The sequence below is a fragment of the Mycobacterium sp. E2238 genome (genome assembly GCF_001672665.1).
Lineage (GTDB): Bacteria > Actinomycetota > Actinomycetes > Mycobacteriales > Mycobacteriaceae > Mycobacterium.
Window position 1 is genome coordinate 12,334 of the sequence record NZ_LZKF01000160.1, and the last position, 16,944, is coordinate 29,277.

The window sequence follows — 16,944 nt, forward strand, 5'->3', positions numbered from 1 at the left end:
GTCAGTCCTTTTCGCCCTTGTTCTCCGCTTTCGCGGCCTCTTTGAGCTTCTCGTTCAGGGCCTTGTCCTTCTCGATCTGCTCCTTCAGCGCTTCCTCGTCGCGGCCCTCGTCGCCTTCGGCTGGCTCATCCGAACCGGCATCGGAACCGGCATTGTCCGGGACTTCGTGCCTGGGATTGCCGTCCTCGTCCAGCCAGTCGTTGACGGCGGTACCCGAAACGCTGCCACCCGTACCGGGCAGCACGATGGTGGCCTTTTCCTTGTAGGCCTCCATCATCTCGGCGGCCTTCTTTTTGTCGTCCTCGTCCGGCTCTGGCTTTTCCGTCAGCTTTTGATCGGTGTCCTGATCGGGTTCCTGATCCTGATCGGTGTGCTGGTCGGCCGACTTATCGTCCTGCACGCTCATGCATCTACCCCCTCGCAATCGCAGGTCGCGATTTGCACGGGTTACCCGCTGCAGCGTTGTGTCGAAACTCTCATCAGCCGAATCGTTCGCGCTTGACCAGCTCGACCAGCGCAAGCGGAATCCGCATCGGCTCGGGTGCGCTTGACAGTTGCGCCGCCACCGCGCCCTGAAGTTGCTCGACGAATTCGCCGGCCCGCGCGTCGCGCACCCCGTCATCCAGCCCGCGCACCAGCGCGGGGAACAGCGCCGCGCGGGCGAAGGCCGCCCACTGCGCGCCGAACGTCTCGGCGTCGCGGTCGGCCTGGAACCGAACCCAGAAACGGTCCTCGGCATTGAACGTCTCGAGATGGTCGATGGTCAAGCCCTCGAAGCGCCCGCTGGGCGCGAAGGGGGCGCGAAAGTCCTTCTCGCTGCGCGCAAATGTGGGAATGGTCATCCGCCGCAGTTCTTCCTGGCGCAACAGGCCGTCGCGGACCTGTTCACGCAGCGCCGTGAGCATCGCGTCGAGCAGCGTCGGGAACCCCGATGTGCCGTCCTCGTCGAGGGCGATCGTCATCACCACCAGCCGCCCGTCGGGGGCCAGTTCGCGGCCGCGGAACGCCACGAAGTTGTGCCAGTCCAGGGCCGCCCGCTCGGCGTATGCCGCGCGCGCCGCGTCGTCGCGGCTGTAGGAGATGTGCAGGTGATCGTGCACCTCGGCGGGCATCGTGCTCAGCCACTGCGCCGCCCACGACGACCAGCCCAGGTTGACCGTCTTGGACGGCACGATCTGGTCGTAGAACGAACGGCCGATCGACGACGCGAACGTCGCCGCGTCCAGGTGCAGGTAGCTCTCCGGGTCGTCGGACAGGGTGTGAAACAGCGCCGAGAAGTCGTTGTCCGGAATGTCGGTGTGCGCCACCAGGATTGCGTGGTCGTGCCGGGTGCGCCGGCGCAGGATCGCGATCGCCGCCGACATCGGCTTGAGCGAATTGTGCCCGTTGGCGGCGCCGTAGTCGGCGATGACGATGGGCTGCGGGGGCTTGGGCAGCGGCACTTGCTCGGCGGCCCGCTCGAACAACGCGATGGCCGGGCCCAACCCGGCGGCCTGCAGCCGCGACGACTGGGTGTAAACGGGCTCCGGCCGAACCACAATGCTCGATTCGGGCATCCGAGGCTCTGGCCGCATGGCCCAACGATAGTCGTCAGGTCGGCTTCGGGTAGCTGACGCCGGTGAGCTGCTCGGAAAGCTCCCAAAGTCGTTGGCAGTCAGCCTCGTTGCGGGCCCGCTCGGGCACCTTGGCAAGCCGCACCCCGCCGCCGGCGGCCTCGTAGAAGCCGCGGGGGCCGTAGAATGCGCCGCCCTGGGCGTGCGGCGCCGCGGCGGCGTAGAGCGCCGGGAGGATGCCCTCGTCGATCTCCTGCCACAAAAATGGCGTGAAGCGCCAGGACGCCTTGTACAGCCGCTCCATCAGCGCGGGCTTTTCCCGCCCGTGCGAGGGCCCGGCGATCTGCAGGTTGGTCTTGGTCAGGCCGGGGTGCGCGGCGTTGGACATGATGCCCCAGCCGGCCGCCCGGCTGCGCCGATCCAGCTCGAGGGCGAACATCAGCACCGCCAGCTTCGATTGGCCGTAGGCCGACATGGCCGCGTAGGACTTCTCAAACTGCGGGTCGTCGAAGTGGATCTTGCCGCTTTGGCGGGCGGCCAGGCTGCTCAGCGAGACGACGCGTGCCTTGCCCGCCGCGCGCAGCAGCGGCAGCACGTGCCCCGTCAGGGCGAAGTGCCCGAGATGGTTGCTGCCGAACTGCAATTCGAAACCGTCGGCGGTGGTGTCGCGTTCCGGCGGCGTCATGACGCCGGCGTTGTTGATCAGGATGTCGATGGGGCGGCCCTCGGCGTTGAGTTGTTCACCCAGCGCGGCGACCGAGGCCAGCGACGACAGGTCCAGCGACTTGATGGTGAGCTTGGCGTCGGGCACCGTGTCGCGGATTTCCGCGATCGCCTTTTCCCCTTTGCCGCGGTTGCGGATCGCCATGACGACGTCGGCGCCGGCGGCCGCGAGCCGCCGGGCCAGGCCGAACCCCAGGCCGCTGTTGGCGCCGGTGACGATTGCCAGCTTGCCCGACAGGTCGGGCACCGTGGCGACAAGATCGTTGGCCATGCGTATCGCTCCCTTCGTGTACGCCCCGTCATAGTGTGCTCTTTGTGTCGGCTCGTCGGCAGCGCATCCAAGGCTGGGCGGCCGCGTTCGCCGCCGGCGCGCTGCCCGCGCTCGCCTTTCCCGCGCCGTCGTGGTGGTGGCTGGCGTGGTTCGGCCTGGTGCCGCTGCTGCTGTTGGTGCGGGCCGCGCCTTCCGGATGGGAGGCGTGCGTGCTGGCCTGGTTCGGCGTCTCAGGATTCGTACTGGCCACCCAGTACTGGCTGGTGGCGTTCGCCGGGCCGTTGCTCGCGGTGATGGCCGCCGGCTTCGGATTGCTCTGGCTGCCGTGGGGGTGGTTGGCGCACCGGTTGCTCTCCGGGCCGGTCGACCCGGGGCGGACGGTCGCCGCCATGGTGGTGTTGCCCAGCGCGTGGGTCGCGGCCGAGGCCGTGCGGTCCTGGCCACCGTTCGGTGGGTCATGGGCGTCACTGGGCGCGTCGCAATCCGCTCAGCCCGGCACGCTGGCGTCGGCGTCACTTGGCGGGGTATGGCTGACGAGTTTCCTTGTCGTGGCGGCCAATACGGCTCTGGTCGGTGCGTTGGTGCACCGCGGCGTTTCGGGCCGGCTGGTCGCGCTTGGGTGTGCGGCGGCCTGTGCGGCTATCGGCCCGGCCTGGTACCTGCTGGGCCTGTCGCCCGCCGGCGGCGCCACGGTGCGGGTGGCGCTGGTCCAGCCCGGCGACATCGCCGACTCCGGTGCGCGCCAGGCCGCGAGCGAGGAGCTCACCGCGTCGGTCGCGGGTCAGCGGCCGGACCTGGTGGTCTGGGGGGAGAGCAGCGTGGGCTCCGATCTTGCCGGTCACCCGGAGGTCTTGGCGCGGCTCGCCGAGCTGTCGCGGCGGGTGGGGGCGGACCTTTTGGTCAACGTCGACGCGCCCGCGCCCGGCGGCGGGATCTACAAGTCGGCGGTGCTGATCGGGCCGGGCGGATCGTTGGGCACGTACCGGAAGACCCGGCTGGTGCCGTTCGGCGAATACGTCCCGCTGCGACCGGTTTTCGGCTGGATCACCCGCCACAGCAGGGCCGCGGCCGAGGATCGGCAACGCGGGACCGGGCCCGTCGTGTTGCACGCGGGCGCCCTGGGGATCGGCCCGTTGGTCAGCTACGAGACCCTGTTCTCCGACCTGGCCCGCCGGGAGGCGCAACTCGGTGCGGAGCTGCTGGTGTATCAGAGCTCCACGTCGTCATACCAGGGGACTTGGGCGCAGCCGCAGCTGGCCGCCCAGGTGGCGGTGCGCGCCGTCGAGGCGGGCCGCCCGGCCGTACACGCCGGATTGTCCGGCGACAGCTCGGCCTTCGACGCGCGCGGCCACCGGCTGGCGTGGTGCCCGTCGGGCTTTCGGGGGGTGACCGTGGTGAGCGTGCCGCTGGGATCGCGCGTCACGCCCTACCAGCGGCTGGGGGACTGGGTGCCGATGCTGGCCTTCGTCGTCGTCGGCTGTGCGCTGGTGCGCTGGCAGCGCCCCGCCCGCGGTGCCACACTGCTCGGATGAACAACAGGCGGCTCGCCAAGATGTCGCTGGCCGGCGCAGTCGCGCTGATGGTCGTGTCGGTCGGCGGCTTCATCGTCGCCCTGGTGCTCAACGCGTTCTTTCTGGACAAGTACAACGCCTACGGGGAGGTGCCCGTCCCCGGCTCGGGCACCCTCTACCTGCCCGCCGGTGACGTCACCGTCAGCCTGCACACCGTCGTCATCAGCAGCCCCGACCGCGGACTGCCGGTGCCTCCGCTGGGGGTCACCCTCGCGCCGCCCGACGGCGTGCCGCAGCCCGTGGTGACCGAAAGCATCGGCAGCACAACGACGGTCAACAACGATGCGCACGTGCGGGTGTGGGTCGCTCGGATCGCGGCCAGTGGCACCTACAACATCACCACCGACGGTCAGGTGAACGGCTATATCGAACCGCGATTGGCCTTCGGGCACAAGACTTCCGCCGGCTTCGCGGTGTGGTTGTTCGTGGGGCTGTTCGTAGTGGGGCTGGCCGGTTCGGCGCTGTCGGGTTGGTGGCTGGCGCGCACCCGCCGCAAGGCGGTGGTGGCGGCCAATCTGCCGCGGCCGTGACGGGCGCGGGTCTCGAACCAATCGACGACTCTCGTTTTTGATATCACCCGCGATATCAAAAACGGCGACCGCATGGTGGTCCGGGACTGGTGCTGGTGTGGCGGTTGTGGCCGCACGGTCCGGACGCGGGCTCAGTGGCCGCGGGCCACCCACTCCTCGTAGTGGACGATCTCGTCGCCGATGGTGGTGCTGTCGCCGTGGCCGGTGTGCACCACCGTCTCGCCGGGCAGCTTGCCCAGCCGCTCGGAGATGGACTGCAGGATCGTCGGAAAGTCCGAATACGAACGGCCGGTCGCGCCCGGGCCGCCGGCGAACAGCGTGTCGCCGCTGAACACGACGCCCAGGTCATGCGAATACCAACACACAGAACCCGGGGAGTGGCCCGGGGTGCGCAGCGCCCGTAGCTCGGTCCCTCCTACGCTCAGCGTTTCGCCATCCGCCAGCGAACGAAAGTCGTTGTCGAGGTGGGTCATTCGCCACAGCACTTCGTCGGCGGGATGCAGGAGAACCGGCGCGTCGAGGGTCTTGCCGAGTTCCGGCGCGACCGTCACGTGGTCGTTGTGGCCGTGGGTGCAGACGATCGCGACCACGTGCCTGCCGTCCACGGCCTCGACGATCGGTGCCGCGTCGTGGGCGGCGTCGAAGACCACCACATTCGAGTTGTCGCCGATCAGCCAGATGTTGTTGTCGACTTCCCAACTGCCGCCGTCGAGTTCGAAGGTGCCGTGGGTGACCACCTTCTGAATCTGGACCATCAGAGCATCACCACCGAACGCAACACCTTGCCGCCGTGCATCTTATGAAAAGCCTCCTCGACGTCGTCTAGCCCGATTCGCTCGGAGACAAACTTCTCCAGGGGCAGCCGGCCCTGCAGGTAGAGGTCGATCAGGGTGGGGAAGTCGCGTTCGGGCAGGCAATCGCCGTACCACGACGACTTCAGCGACCCGCCGTGCGAGAAGAAGTCGATCAGCGGCATGTCGAGCTTCATGTCGGGCGTCGGAACACCCACCAGCACAACGGTTCCCGCGAGGTCGCGGGCGTAGAAGGCCTGCTTCCAGGTTTCGGGCCGGCCGACGGCGTCGATCGCGACGTTGACACCGAACCCGTCGGTGAGGTCCTGGATCGCCTCCACGACGTCGGCCTGGCGGGCGTTGATGGTGTGGGTGGCGCCGAACTTGCGGGCCCAGTCCAGCTTGGTGTCGTCGGTGTCGACGGCGATGATGCGCCGGGCGCCGACCAGCGCGGCACCGGCGATCGCGGCATCGCCGACGCCGCCGCAGCCGATCACCGCGACCGTATCGTCGCGGGTGACGCCGCCGGTGTTGATCGCCGCGCCGATGCCGGCCATCACCCCGCAGCCGAGCAGGCCCGCGACGGCGGGGTCGGCGGCGGGATCGACCTTGGTGCACTGGCCGGCGTGCACCAGCGTCTTGTCGGCGAATGCCCCGATGCCCAGTGCGGGCGTCAGTTCCGTGCCGTCGGTCAGCGTCATCTTCTGCGCGGCGTTGAAGGTGTCGAAGCACAGGTGCGGGCGGCCGCGCTTGCAGGCGCGGCACTGACCGCAGACCGCGCGCCAGTTCAGGATGACGAAGTCACCGGGCTCGACCGCGGTCACGCCGGGACCGACCGCCTCGACCCGGCCGGCGGCCTCGTGGCCGAGCAGGAAGGGGTACTCGTCGTTGATGCCGCCCTCGCGGTAAGTCAGGTCGGTGTGGCACACCCCGCAGGCGATGATGTCGACCAGGGCCTCGCCCGGTCCGGGGTCCGGGACGACGATGTCCACCAGCTCGACGGGCTCGCCCTTTTTTCGTGAAATCACGCCGCGCACTGTCTGACTCATGGCCACCAACCTACGGTGTACCGTCGCTGAGCATGACGGCAGCCGAGACAGGTGAGGAATTCGCCGGACGAATCGCCGCGGCCATCGACGGCGCCAGCCTGACGCTGTTGCTGAGCATCGGGCACCAGACCGGGCTGCTCGACACGATGGCGGGTCTGGCCGCCGCAACCAGCGCGCAGATCGCCGAAGCGGCCGGCCTCAACGAGCGCTACGTGCGCGAGTGGCTGGCCGGCATGACGACCGGGCGCGTCGTCGACTACGACCCCGACTCCGCCACCTATTCGCTGCCCGCGCACCGCGCCGGCGTGCTGACGCGGGAGGCCGGGCCGGACAACCTGGCCCTGGTGGCCCTGTTCGTCCCGCAGCTCGCCGAAGTCGAACAGAAGATCATCGGTTGCTTCCGCGAGGGCGGCGGCCTGCACTACAGCGAGTTCCCCCGGTTCCACGCGCTGATGGCCGAGCAGAGCGGCGTGGTCTACGACAACGCCTTGGTCGATGTGGTGCTGCCGCTGGTCGACGGCCTCGTCGAGCGCCTGCGCTCGGGCGCCGACGTGGCGGACTTCGGCTGCGGCAGCGGGCACGCGGTCAACGTGATGGCGCGGGCGTTCCCGGCCAGCCGCTTCACCGGCATCGACTTCTCCGACGAGGCGATCGCCGTCGGCGCCCGCGAGGCGGCCGACCTCGGCCTGACGAACGCGACCTTCGAGAGCCACAACCTGGCCGAGCTGGACAAGCGGGACGCCTACGACGTCATCACGGTGTTCGACGCCATCCACGACCAGGCCCACCCGGCGCGGGTGCTGGGGAACATCCACCGCGCCCTGCGGCCCGGCGGCGTGCTGCTGATGGCCGACATCAAGGCGTCGAGCCGGCTCGAGGACAACGTCGGCATCCCGATGAGCACCTACCTATACACCACGTCGCTGATGCACTGCATGACGGTGTCGCTGGCGCTGGACGGCGCGGGGCTGGGCACCGCCTGGGGGACACAGCTGGCCACCGCGATGCTCGGCGAGGCCGGGTTCGACGACGTCCGGGTGGCCGAGATCGAGTCGGACCCGATCAACAACTACTACATCGCTCGGAAATGATGGCGGCCCTCGACGCGCTGGCTGATTGGCCGGTCGAGGCCGCCGCCGCGGCGGTGATCGGACCCGATGGGGTGCTGGCCGGCCACGGGGACACCGAGCGGGTGTTCGAGCTGGCCTCGGTGACCAAGCCGCTGGTGGCCCGCGCAGTGCACGTGGCCGTCGAAGAGGGTGTCGTCGACCTGGACACCACCGCCGGCCCGCCGGGCGCCACGATCCGCCACCTGCTGGCGCACGCGTCAGGCCTGGCCCTGCACAACGATCACGTGCTCGCCGCCCCGGGAGCGCGGCGCATCTACTCCAACCACGGCTTCACCGTGCTGGCCCAGGTCGTCGAGCGTGAATCTGGCATCGAGTTCGGCCGCTACCTGGCCGAAGCGGTCTGCGAACCGCTGGGCATGGCCGCCACCCGGCTGGACGGCGGCGCGCCGGCCGCGGGATTCGGGGCCAGGTCGACGGTGGCGGACCTGGCGGCTTTCGCCGTCGACCTGCTGCGCCCGTCCACCGTGTCGGCCGAACTGCACGCCGAGGCGACCACGGTGCAATTTCCCGGTCTGGACGGTGTGTTGCCCGGCTACGGCGTGCAGCGGCCCAACGACTGGGGGCTGGGTTTCGAGATCAGGGACGCCAAATCGCCGCACTGGACCGGCGCCCGCAACTCGCCGCGAACGTACGGCCATTTCGGCCAGTCGGGCGGTTTCATCTGGGCAGATCCCGAACGTGACCTGGCGCTGGTGGCCCTTACCAACCGCGATTTCGGGGAGTGGGCGCTGCGGCCCTGGCCGGCGATTTCCGATGCCGTGATAGCCGAATTCGGCTGATGGAAAATGCACACTAGCGCAACACGGGTATCACAAGGCACAATAGACACGCACGACACACAAAATAGTTAGCAGATCCTGCTTGTAGGTCCGCCAGGTCGTTGGGGAAGACGTCCCTCGCGGAACCGAAGGAGCAGGATATGCGTGCGTCGAATCAATTCGCCGACGTCACCACGGGCGTGGTGTACGTGCACGCCTCGCCGGCAGCGGTATGCCCGCATGTCGAGTGGGCGTTGTCGTCGACCCTTGGGGCGAAGGCGAACCTCACGTGGACGCCGCAGCCGGCCATGCCCGGACAGCTGCGCGCGGTCACCAACTGGGTCGGACCGGTCGGCACCGGCGCCAGGCTGGCCAATGCCCTGCGCTCCTGGTCCGTGCTGCGGTTCGAGGTCACCGAGGACCCCAGCCCCGGAGTGGACGGCCAGCGGTTCAGCCACACCCCGCAGCTCGGCCTGTGGAGCGGGGCGATGAGCGCCAACGGCGACGTCATGGTCGGGGAGATGCGGCTGCGGGCGCTGATGGCGCAGGGCGCCGACACCCTGGCCGCCGAGCTGGACACGGTCCTGGGAACGGCTTGGGACGACGCCCTCGAGGCGTACCGCGACGGCGGCGAGGTCGGCGAGGTGACCTGGCTCAGCCGGGGAGTCGGCTAGCTCTCCGGAGACCATTGAGCGACCGCCGAATTTGATATCGCGGGCGATATCAAATTCCGCGAGCTGCTATTGGTCGTCGGCTCGGCGCAAAACCCGTAGCGCGCCCGGAACCGCGCTGATCTCCGCGGGCAGCGGGCAGGCGAAGTCGCCGTCGGCGTAGACGTTGATGCCCGGGCACTCGATGTGCACGGACTTGGCCCGCGTCGTGCTCACCTCCGAGAGATTGACGTGGGTGCCTTTCATCACGGTGGGGAACAGGCGGACCAGCTTCGTCCGCGACGCGGAGTGCACCATGGTGATGTCGAGCAGGCCGTCGGTGTGATCGGCGTGGGGACAGATCAGCATGCCCCCGCCATAGCTGCGGGTGTTGCCGAAGGCGGCCAGCGTCATGTCGGCGTCGATCTCTCGCGTCCCGTCCAGCACCATGCGAAACGGCAACAGCCGCAACTGCGATAGCTCGGCGAGCATCGCGAGGTAGTACCGCAACCGCCCGTCCGGCCAGGTCATCCGGTTGGCCCGGTCGGTCACCAGGGAGTCGAATCCGGTGGCCGCCACGGTGCCGAACCACTTGTCGACGCCGCTTTCGCCGCGAATCCGGCCCAGGTCGATGGTTTCCGTGCAGCCGTCGACGATGATGTCCGCGGCTGCTTCCGGATCCTTTGTGGGGAGCCCGAATTCGCGAGCGTGGTCGTTACCCGTTCCCGCCGCCACGATGCCGATAGGGATGTCGGTGCCCGCGAGCACTTGCAGCGCGTTGGAGACGACGCCGTCGCCGCCGGTCACCATCACCGCGTCGGCACCCTTTTCCAGTGCCGCGCTCACCAGGTAGCGCGCGTCTTGCGCGTCGTCGCCGATGATCTCGACGACCTCGACGCCGTGGTGGTGCAGCCGCGCGATCGCCCGCTCCGCCGCCCGGATCGCGGCGCCGTGCCCCGAGACGGGATTGGTCAGCGCGATCACTTTCGCGATCTCGCGCCGGTTCATGGAATCAGCTTGCCGGGATTGAGGATTCCGGCCGGGTCCAGGGTCGCCTTGACCGCGCGTAAGAGTTGCACCCCCAGCTCGCCAACCTCGTCGGCCATCCAGGGCCGGTGGTCGGCGCCGACCGCGTGGTGGTGGGTGATCGTGCCGCCGGTGGCCATGATCGCGTCGCACGCCGCCCTTTTCGCGGCCTTCCATTGTTCGATCGGGTTGCCGCGCTGGCCGGCGACGACGGTGAAGTACAACGACGCGCCGGTGGGGTAGACGTGCGAGATGTGGCACATCACCAGCGCCGGTGTGCCGGTCTCGGCCAGCGCCTCGGTAAGGGCTTGCGTCACGGCGGCTTTGAGCGCGGGAATGTTGGACCAGTCGGTGGCGGTCTCCAGCGTCTCGCAGAGCGCGCCCGCCGAGAGCAGCGAGTCGCGCAGATACGGCGCGCCGTACCGGCCGTGTTCCCACGCCCGCGCCGGCGCTTCGCCCAGCGACGTTGCGCCGTGCGCCGCCAGCAGGGCGCTGGTTTCGGCGTGCCGGCTCTCGACGTGCTCCTCGGTGCCCTCGAACACCGTGATCGCCAGGCAGCCGCCGGTGATCTGACTTTCGCCGATCGACTCGGTGGTGGCCAGGTTGACTCCCGTCTCGGCCTCGTCGGAAAGCCGGATGACGGTGGGGCCGGTGGCAGTCTGGGTGACGGCGCGCAGGGCGGCGGCCCCGGTCTCGAAATCGGGGAACGACCACGCTTCGTGGCGAACGGCTTCCGGGGCGCGGTGCACGCGCAGCCGCACCTGGGTGATGACGCCGAAGGCGCCCTCGGAGCCGATCATCAGCTGGCGCAGGTCGGGGCCGGCGGCGGACTCGGGGGCACGCCCCAGGTCCATGGTGCCCACCGGGGTCACGACGCGCAGGCCGCGCACCATGTCGTTGAACCGGCCGTAGCCCGCCGAGTCCTGCCCGGACGAGCGGGTCGCGGCGAAACCGCCGATGGTCGCGTATTCGAAGCTCTGCGGAAAATGCCCGAGCGAAAAGCCTTGGGCGCCAAGCAAACGCTCCGCGTTCGGACCGGTGACGCCGGCTTCGAAAACGGCCTGGCCGGACACTTCGTCGAGGGAGATCAGCCGATCGAGGCGGCGCAGGTCGAGGGACACCACGGCTGGGAACTCACCGCGAATGGGATCCAAACCGCCGACCACGCTGGTGCCGCCGCCGAACGGAACCACGGCGATGCGGTGGTGGGAGCAGTAGCGCAGGACCGTGGCGACGGCATCCTCGTCGCCCGGCAGCAGGATGGCGTCGGGCGCGTCCTGCACACCCGCGTCCTTGCGGCGCAGCAGGTCGATCGTGGACTTGCCGCCGGCGTGCAGCAGCCGATCCCGGTCGTCGGTGCGACAATATGCGGCGCCGACGAGCTCGGCCAGCGCGTCGCGATGCGCCTGCGCCAACGCCGACGGGCGCACGCGCACCTGATCGAGTTCGAGTTCGGCCGCGGTGGAATCCTCCACGCCCACAGCCTGTTTCAGCAGCGCCCTGATCCCCTCGGAGAGCGGCTTGGCTGCGGCGGGATCTCCCCACGCGTTCCATTTCATCGGGGGCAGGAGGCCCTCGGGTTGCGTCATGCGTTACAGTATTACACATGCTGTCAATCAGTAACGCTCAAGCGCCGGTGGACACGGGAGAGCGCATCCTCGCGGCAGCGGCCAGCTGTGTGGTCGATTACGGGGTAGACCGGGTGACCCTCGCCGAGATCGCCCGGCGGGCGGGCGTCAGCAGGCCGACCGTGTACCGGCGCTGGCCGGACACCCAATCGATCGTGGCGGCGCTGCTGACCCGGCACGTCACGGAGGTGATGCGGGACGCGCCCCTGCTCGGTGACGACCGGGAATCGCTTGTGCGACAGATCGTTACGGTGGCCAATCTGTTGCGCCAGGACCGGCTCGTGATGTCCGTGCTGCATTCCGAGCTCGCGCCGATCTACATCACCGAGCGCCTCGGGACCAGTCAGCACATGCTGATCGACGCCCTCGCCGCCCGGCTGCGAGTCGCCCAGCGCAACGGCAGCGTGCGCGCCGGTGACCCGGTCCAAATGGCGACCATGGTGTTGCTGATCGCCCAGTCGACCATTCAGTCGGCGCAGATCGTCGAACCGCTCCTGGACGCCGAAACGCTGGCCGGCGAACTCGCCTACTCGCTGAACGGGTACCTGTCGTGATACCCGACCCCACCGCGCTCAACGCCGCCCGCCGCACGGCCGACCTGACGGCACTGGCCGACGGCGAACCGCTGGACGTCATCGTGATCGGTGGCGGCATCACGGGAGCCGGCATCGCTTTGGATGCCGCGTCGCGCGGATTGCGGGTCGCGCTGGTGGAAAAGCACGACCTGGCCTTCGGCACCAGCCGCTGGAGTTCCAAGCTGGTGCACGGCGGCCTGCGGTACCTGGCGACCGGCAACGTGGGGATCGCCCGGCGCAGCGCCATCGAACGCGGAATCCTGATGAGCCGCAACGCCCCTCACCTCGTTCACGCCATGCCGCAACTGGTCCCGTTGCTGCCGTCCATGAGCCGGGGCAAGCGCGCGCTGGTGCGTGCGGGGTTCGTGGCCGGCGACGCGCTGCGGATGCTGGCGGGCACGTCGTCGTCGACACTGCCCCGGTCGCGCCGAATCGGGCCCGACCGCGTCGTGCAGATGGCGCCCACCGTTCGGCGTGACGGCCTGGACGGCGGCCTGCTGGCCTACGACGGTCAGTTGATCGACGACGCGCGGCTGGTCACCGCGGTCGCGCGCACCGCGGCGCAGCACGGCGCCCGGATCCTGACCTATGTGGCGGCCTCGAACGCCACCGGCACCTCGGTGCGGCTGACCGACCAGCGCACCGGGCAGTCGTTCGATGTCTCGGCCCGGGCGGTCATCAACGCGGCCGGGGTGTGGGCGGCCGAGATCGACGGCCTGTTGCGGCTGCGACCCAGCCGCGGCACCCATCTGGTGTTCGATGCCGAGGCTTTCGGCAATCCCACCGCGGCGCTGACGGTTCCGATACCCGGCGAGCTGAACCGGTTCGTGTTCGCCATGCCCGAACAGCTCGGCCGGGTTTACCTGGGACTGACCGACGAAGATGCTCCCGGACCGATCCCCGACGTGCCCACCCCGTCGGTGGACGAGGTCGCGTTCCTGCTGGAAACGGTCAACACCGCATTGGGGGTCGCGCTCGGCCCCGCCGACGTCATCGGGGCGTACGCGGGCCTGCGGCCGCTGATCGACACCGGGGAGGGCCGCACCGCCGACGTCTCGCGCGAGCACGCCGTCGTCGAGTCGGCGTCGGGGATCATCAGCGTGATCGGCGGCAAGCTGACCGAATACCGTTACATGGCACAGGACGTGCTGGACCGGGCGATCGGCCTGCGGCATCTGCGCGCCGCGAAGTGCCGGACCCACGACCTGCCGCTGATCGGCGCGCCCGGCAACCCGGGGTCGGCCGGCTCGGGCTCGGTTGCCGGGTTGCCGGCGTCGCTGGTGCGGCGCTACGGCGCGGAGGCGGCAAAGGTCGTCGCCGCCGCCGGCTGCAAGCGCCCGGCCGAGCCGGTCGCCGAGGGCATCGACGTCACCCGGGCGGAATTCGAGTACGCCATCACCCATGAGGGCGCGCTGGACGTCTCGGACATCCTGGATCGGCGGACGCGCATCGGATTGGTCGCGTCCGATCGCGAGCGCGTAGTGGCGGTGGCGGAGGAGTTCGTCGCGCGTTTCGGTTAAGGCGTCGCGTCGGCAGTTCAGATTGTGACTGTCAATCCTGAATGACAGAGACTATCATTTTGTGGATGACGACCCTCCGCGTTCCCGTGCTCATCGTTGGTGCCGGCGCCGCCGGCCTGGCCACCTCGGCGCTGCTGGCCAAACACGGAGTGCGCTCCCTACTGGTGGAGAAGCGGCGAGAGATCTTCATCTATCCCAAGGCCCGCAATCTGAGCTTCCGCACCCTGGAAATTCTGCGCGGACTGGGACTCGGCGACGAAGTACATGCGGTCGCCGACCACGTTTCGACCATGATGGTCAGGCCCACGCTCAACAGCGCCGAGGAACGACTGGCCATCGACGTCAACTCGATCTTCGCGGGACTTGACGCGCTCAGCCCTGAGCCCGCCGCGCAGTACTGCCCGCAGAGCAGGCTGGAGCCGATCCTGCTTGCCGACACCCGCCGACGGGATAGCGAGGTGCGGTACGGGACGGAAGTCGTGTCGCTCGAGCAGGACGGGGCGGGCGTCACCGCGGTGGTCCGCGACCGCGACACCGGGGAGTCCGAGACTGTCCACGCCGACTACCTCGTCGCTGCCGACGGCGTACACAGCCCGGTCCGGAACTGGCTGGGCATCAACACGTCCGGTCATGGCGCATTACCGATCTTCGTCGTGTTCATTTACTTCCGCGCGCCCTGGACGAAGTTCGTCTCGCAGTTGGCCGACGGGGATGCCGTGCAGGTCAAGAACTCTGATGTTGATGGCATCTTTCTGTTGGTCGACGGCGAGCTGGGGATGTTCATCACCACGTACTTCCCCGCCACCGGGGAGACCTCGGAGCAGTTCACCCCGCAACGCTGCCGCGATGTGCTCACCAAAGCGATCGGCGAGCGGATCGATATCGACGTCATCGAGGTCGCGGCCTGGCAGCCCTACGAGCAGGTGGCCGACCAATTCCAATGTGGTCGAACCTTTCTCGTCGGCGATTCGGCGCACACCATGCCGCCGTTCAAGGCGGGGGGAGCCAACACCGCCATCCAGAGTGCGCACAACCTGGCCTGGAAACTGGCCGCCGTGGTGGACGGGACCGCCGATCCGGCACTGCTGGACACCTACCAGGCCGAGCGGCACCCGGTGGGGCGGTTCGCCGCCCGGCAGTCGCTGACCGGCCCGACGGTGGCCGTGCTGTCCCCGGGCGGGGAGGTCCCGCAACTGCCGGCTGACGAGGAGTGCTCGATGTTCGAACTTCTCATCGGTTACCGATACCGCTCGGCCGCGGTGGTGAGCCTCGACGGGCCTGCGGCGGATTCGGACGCCGTGCAGCTCGTGGGGGAGTTACGCGCTCAGCCCGGCACCCGGGTTCCGCACGTGTGGGTGCGCGACGGCGTGTCGACGCTCGACCTGCTGGGGCCCGGCTTCACAGTGCTGACAGGCGACGAACGCTGGTGTGCCGCCGCAGCTTCAGTGTCGGTAGCCGCCCATCGCATCGATAGCGACGAGTGGGCGGCGGTCACCGGACTCACTCCCGAAGGCGCGCTGTTGATCCGCCCTGACGATTTCGTCGGCTGGCGTGCCGATGCGCTGCCCGCGGACCCGGAAGGCGAACTGCGCCAGGCGCTTACGAAGATCCTCTGCAGATCATGACCGTCCTGACGGATTCGATAGCGCGGGTGATATCAAATCCGTGGGTCGCCCAATGCTGGGAGAGCGGTGCGGCGGGGCCGCTGGGACTTACAGCGGAATGTTCTTGTGGCGCCCGCGGCGCGCCGGCGCCTGGGCCAGCGCCTCGGTGAGCTTGCTGCGGGTGTGCGAGGGGTCGATCTTCTCGTCGACCACACCGATCTCGATGGCGCTGTCCACGCCGCCGGCGATCTTCTCGTGCTCGGCGGCCAGCTGGTCGTGCAGCGCTTCGCGCTCGTGATCGGCCGCGGCGGCCAGCTTCTTCTTGTGCAGGATGCCGACGGCGGCCTTGGCGCCCATCACGGCCACCTCGGCGTCCGGCCAGGCGTACACCTTCGTCGCGTTGAGCGAGCGGGAGTTCATCGCGATGTAGGCCCCGCCGTAGGTCTTTCGGGTGACCAGCGTGACGCGCGGAACCGTGCACTCGCCGAACGCGTGCAGCAGCTTGGCGCCGCGGCGCACCACGCCGCCCCACTCCTGGTCGACGCCCGGCAGGTAACCGGGAACATCGACGACCACGATCAGCGGGATGCCGAACGCGTCGCACAGGCGCACGAATCGTGCTGCCTTCTCGGCGCTTTCGGAGTTCAGGCAGCCACCCAGCCGCAACGGGTTGTTGGCCAGGACGCCCACCGTGCGGCCGGACAGCCGGCCCAGCCCGATCACCATCGACGGCGCCCAGTTGGCCTGGAACTCGTCGAACGGCGTCTCGTCATCCAGGATCGCGGTCACGATCGGACGCACGTCGTAGGCCCGCCGAGCCGATTCGGGCAGCAGCGCGTGGATATCGGTGTCACCGGCCTCGGCCCTGCTGCGGTCGAAATGGCCCTGCTGGCAGAACAATCCGACCAGGCGGCGGCCACGCTCGTAGGCGTCGAGCTCGTCGTCGGCGACGATGTGGCACACGCCGGACTTCTTGTGGTGGGTCTCCGGGCCGCCGAGGGACGCCATGTCGACGTCCTCACCGGTGACGCTGCGCACCACGTCGGGCCCGGTGACGAACACCCGGCTTTCCGGCGCCATCACGATGACGTCGGTCAGCGCGGGGCCGTAGGCCGCACCCCCGGCGGCGAAACCGACGACCACCGAGATCTGCGGGACATATCCGGACGCGCGAATCATCGCCTCGAACACCGTCCCGACCGCGTGCAACGCCTTGACGCCCTCGGCCAGGCGCGCCCCGCCGGAGTGCCAGATGCCCACGATGGGGCTCTGCTCCTCGATGGCGGTGTCATAGGCGTTGACGATGTGGGCACAGCCCTCGACGCCCATGGCACCGCCCATCACGGTCCCGTCGGTGCAGAACGCGATGGTCCGCACGCCGTTGACGGTGCCCGACGCCGCAAGCACACCCGAGCGGTCACGCTCGTGCAGCAGCTCGACGCTGCCCTCGTCGAAGAAGTTGCTCAGACGCAGCAACGGGTCCCTGGGGTCGAGCGACTCGCCGACCGACGCGGGGGCCATGATTGTCATCGCAGGTCTCCTTGTTTCCGGTGTGCTCTCTGGTG

General features: G+C 69.0%; 16 protein-coding genes. 8 read left to right on the forward strand and 8 right to left on the reverse strand.

What is annotated here, in order from left to right:
• Position 1: 1 nt before the first annotated feature.
• From A5711_RS13850 to A5711_RS13860, 3 genes are all read right to left on the reverse strand, one after another.
• Positions 2-406: a hypothetical protein gene (locus A5711_RS13850; RefSeq protein WP_067947363.1), complete on the reverse strand. Its 405-nt coding sequence runs from the start codon at positions 404-406 to the stop codon at positions 2-4.
• 73 nt (positions 407-479) lie between these two features.
• Positions 480-1,574: an SAM-dependent methyltransferase gene (locus A5711_RS13855; RefSeq protein ID WP_067947365.1), complete on the reverse strand. Its 1,095-nt coding sequence runs from the start codon at positions 1,572-1,574 to the stop codon at positions 480-482.
• Positions 1,575-1,590: 16 nt separating this feature from the next.
• The gene (locus A5711_RS13860; protein WP_067947367.1) at positions 1,591-2,547 is read right to left on the reverse strand and encodes an SDR family oxidoreductase; all 957 of its coding nucleotides are present in this window, start codon (positions 2,545-2,547) and stop codon (positions 1,591-1,593) included.
• 35 nt (positions 2,548-2,582) lie between these two features.
• On the opposite strand from A5711_RS13860, the gene lnt reads away from it, so the two are divergent.
• Positions 2,583-4,079, forward strand: coding sequence for an apolipoprotein N-acyltransferase (gene lnt, locus A5711_RS13865; protein ID WP_082975734.1), 1,497 nt, complete (start codon positions 2,583-2,585; stop codon positions 4,077-4,079).
• On the forward strand, positions 4,076-4,648 hold the full coding sequence (locus A5711_RS13870) for a hypothetical protein (RefSeq protein WP_067947369.1): 573 nt from the start codon (positions 4,076-4,078) through the stop codon (positions 4,646-4,648). Before lnt ends, A5711_RS13870 begins: the two co-directional genes overlap by 4 nt.
• A gap of 131 nt (positions 4,649-4,779) precedes the next feature.
• Here the strand turns inward: A5711_RS13870 and A5711_RS13875 are convergent, their stop codons facing one another.
• Positions 4,780-5,403 carry an MBL fold metallo-hydrolase gene (locus A5711_RS13875; RefSeq protein ID WP_067947371.1) on the reverse strand — a complete coding sequence of 208 codons (624 nt, stop codon included), beginning with the start codon at positions 5,401-5,403 and terminating at the stop codon, positions 4,780-4,782.
• Positions 5,403-6,488, reverse strand: coding sequence for an S-(hydroxymethyl)mycothiol dehydrogenase (locus A5711_RS13880; RefSeq protein WP_067947373.1), 1,086 nt, complete (start codon positions 6,486-6,488; stop codon positions 5,403-5,405). Before A5711_RS13880 ends, A5711_RS13875 begins: the two co-directional genes overlap by 1 nt.
• Before the next feature lie 32 nt (positions 6,489-6,520).
• Here A5711_RS13880 and A5711_RS13885 point away from each other — a divergent pair, with 32 nt between their 5' ends.
• From A5711_RS13885 to A5711_RS13895, 3 genes are all read left to right on the forward strand, one after another.
• Complete coding sequence (locus A5711_RS13885; protein WP_067947375.1) at positions 6,521-7,579, forward strand: class I SAM-dependent methyltransferase; 1,059 nt, start codon at positions 6,521-6,523, stop codon at positions 7,577-7,579.
• The gene (locus A5711_RS13890) at positions 7,579-8,397 is read left to right on the forward strand and encodes a serine hydrolase (RefSeq protein WP_067947377.1); all 819 of its coding nucleotides are present in this window, start codon (positions 7,579-7,581) and stop codon (positions 8,395-8,397) included. Before A5711_RS13885 ends, A5711_RS13890 begins: the two co-directional genes overlap by 1 nt.
• Before the next feature lie 140 nt (positions 8,398-8,537).
• Complete coding sequence (locus A5711_RS13895) at positions 8,538-9,050, forward strand: DUF3145 domain-containing protein (protein WP_055405156.1); 513 nt, start codon at positions 8,538-8,540, stop codon at positions 9,048-9,050.
• Between the two features lie 66 nt (positions 9,051-9,116).
• Here the strand turns inward: A5711_RS13895 and A5711_RS13900 are convergent, their stop codons facing one another.
• Positions 9,117-10,034, reverse strand: a complete 918-nt coding sequence (locus A5711_RS13900; RefSeq protein WP_067947379.1) for a diacylglycerol kinase — start codon at positions 10,032-10,034, stop codon at positions 9,117-9,119.
• Entirely contained in the window at positions 10,031-11,611 is a 1,581-nt protein-coding gene (locus A5711_RS13905) for an FAD-binding oxidoreductase (protein ID WP_369829937.1), read from the reverse strand. Before A5711_RS13905 ends, A5711_RS13900 begins: the two co-directional genes overlap by 4 nt.
• A gap of 47 nt (positions 11,612-11,658) precedes the next feature.
• Between A5711_RS13905 and A5711_RS13910 the strand changes: the two genes are divergently transcribed.
• From A5711_RS13910 to A5711_RS13920, 3 genes are all read left to right on the forward strand, one after another.
• Complete coding sequence (locus A5711_RS13910; RefSeq protein ID WP_067947383.1) at positions 11,659-12,234, forward strand: TetR/AcrR family transcriptional regulator; 576 nt, start codon at positions 11,659-11,661, stop codon at positions 12,232-12,234.
• The gene (locus tag A5711_RS13915) at positions 12,231-13,775 is read left to right on the forward strand and encodes a glycerol-3-phosphate dehydrogenase/oxidase (RefSeq protein ID WP_067947385.1); all 1,545 of its coding nucleotides are present in this window, start codon (positions 12,231-12,233) and stop codon (positions 13,773-13,775) included. The genes A5711_RS13910 and A5711_RS13915 overlap by 4 nt, the downstream gene beginning before the upstream one ends.
• Before the next feature lie 65 nt (positions 13,776-13,840).
• Positions 13,841-15,400 carry an FAD-dependent monooxygenase gene (locus A5711_RS13920; RefSeq protein ID WP_067947387.1) on the forward strand — a complete coding sequence of 520 codons (1,560 nt, stop codon included), beginning with the start codon at positions 13,841-13,843 and terminating at the stop codon, positions 15,398-15,400.
• Positions 15,401-15,487: 87 nt separating this feature from the next.
• On the opposite strand, the gene A5711_RS13925 is transcribed toward A5711_RS13920, so the two are convergent.
• Positions 15,488-16,909, reverse strand: coding sequence for an acyl-CoA carboxylase subunit beta (locus tag A5711_RS13925; RefSeq protein WP_067947389.1), 1,422 nt, complete (start codon positions 16,907-16,909; stop codon positions 15,488-15,490).
• Between the last annotated feature and the right edge of the window lie 35 nt (positions 16,910-16,944).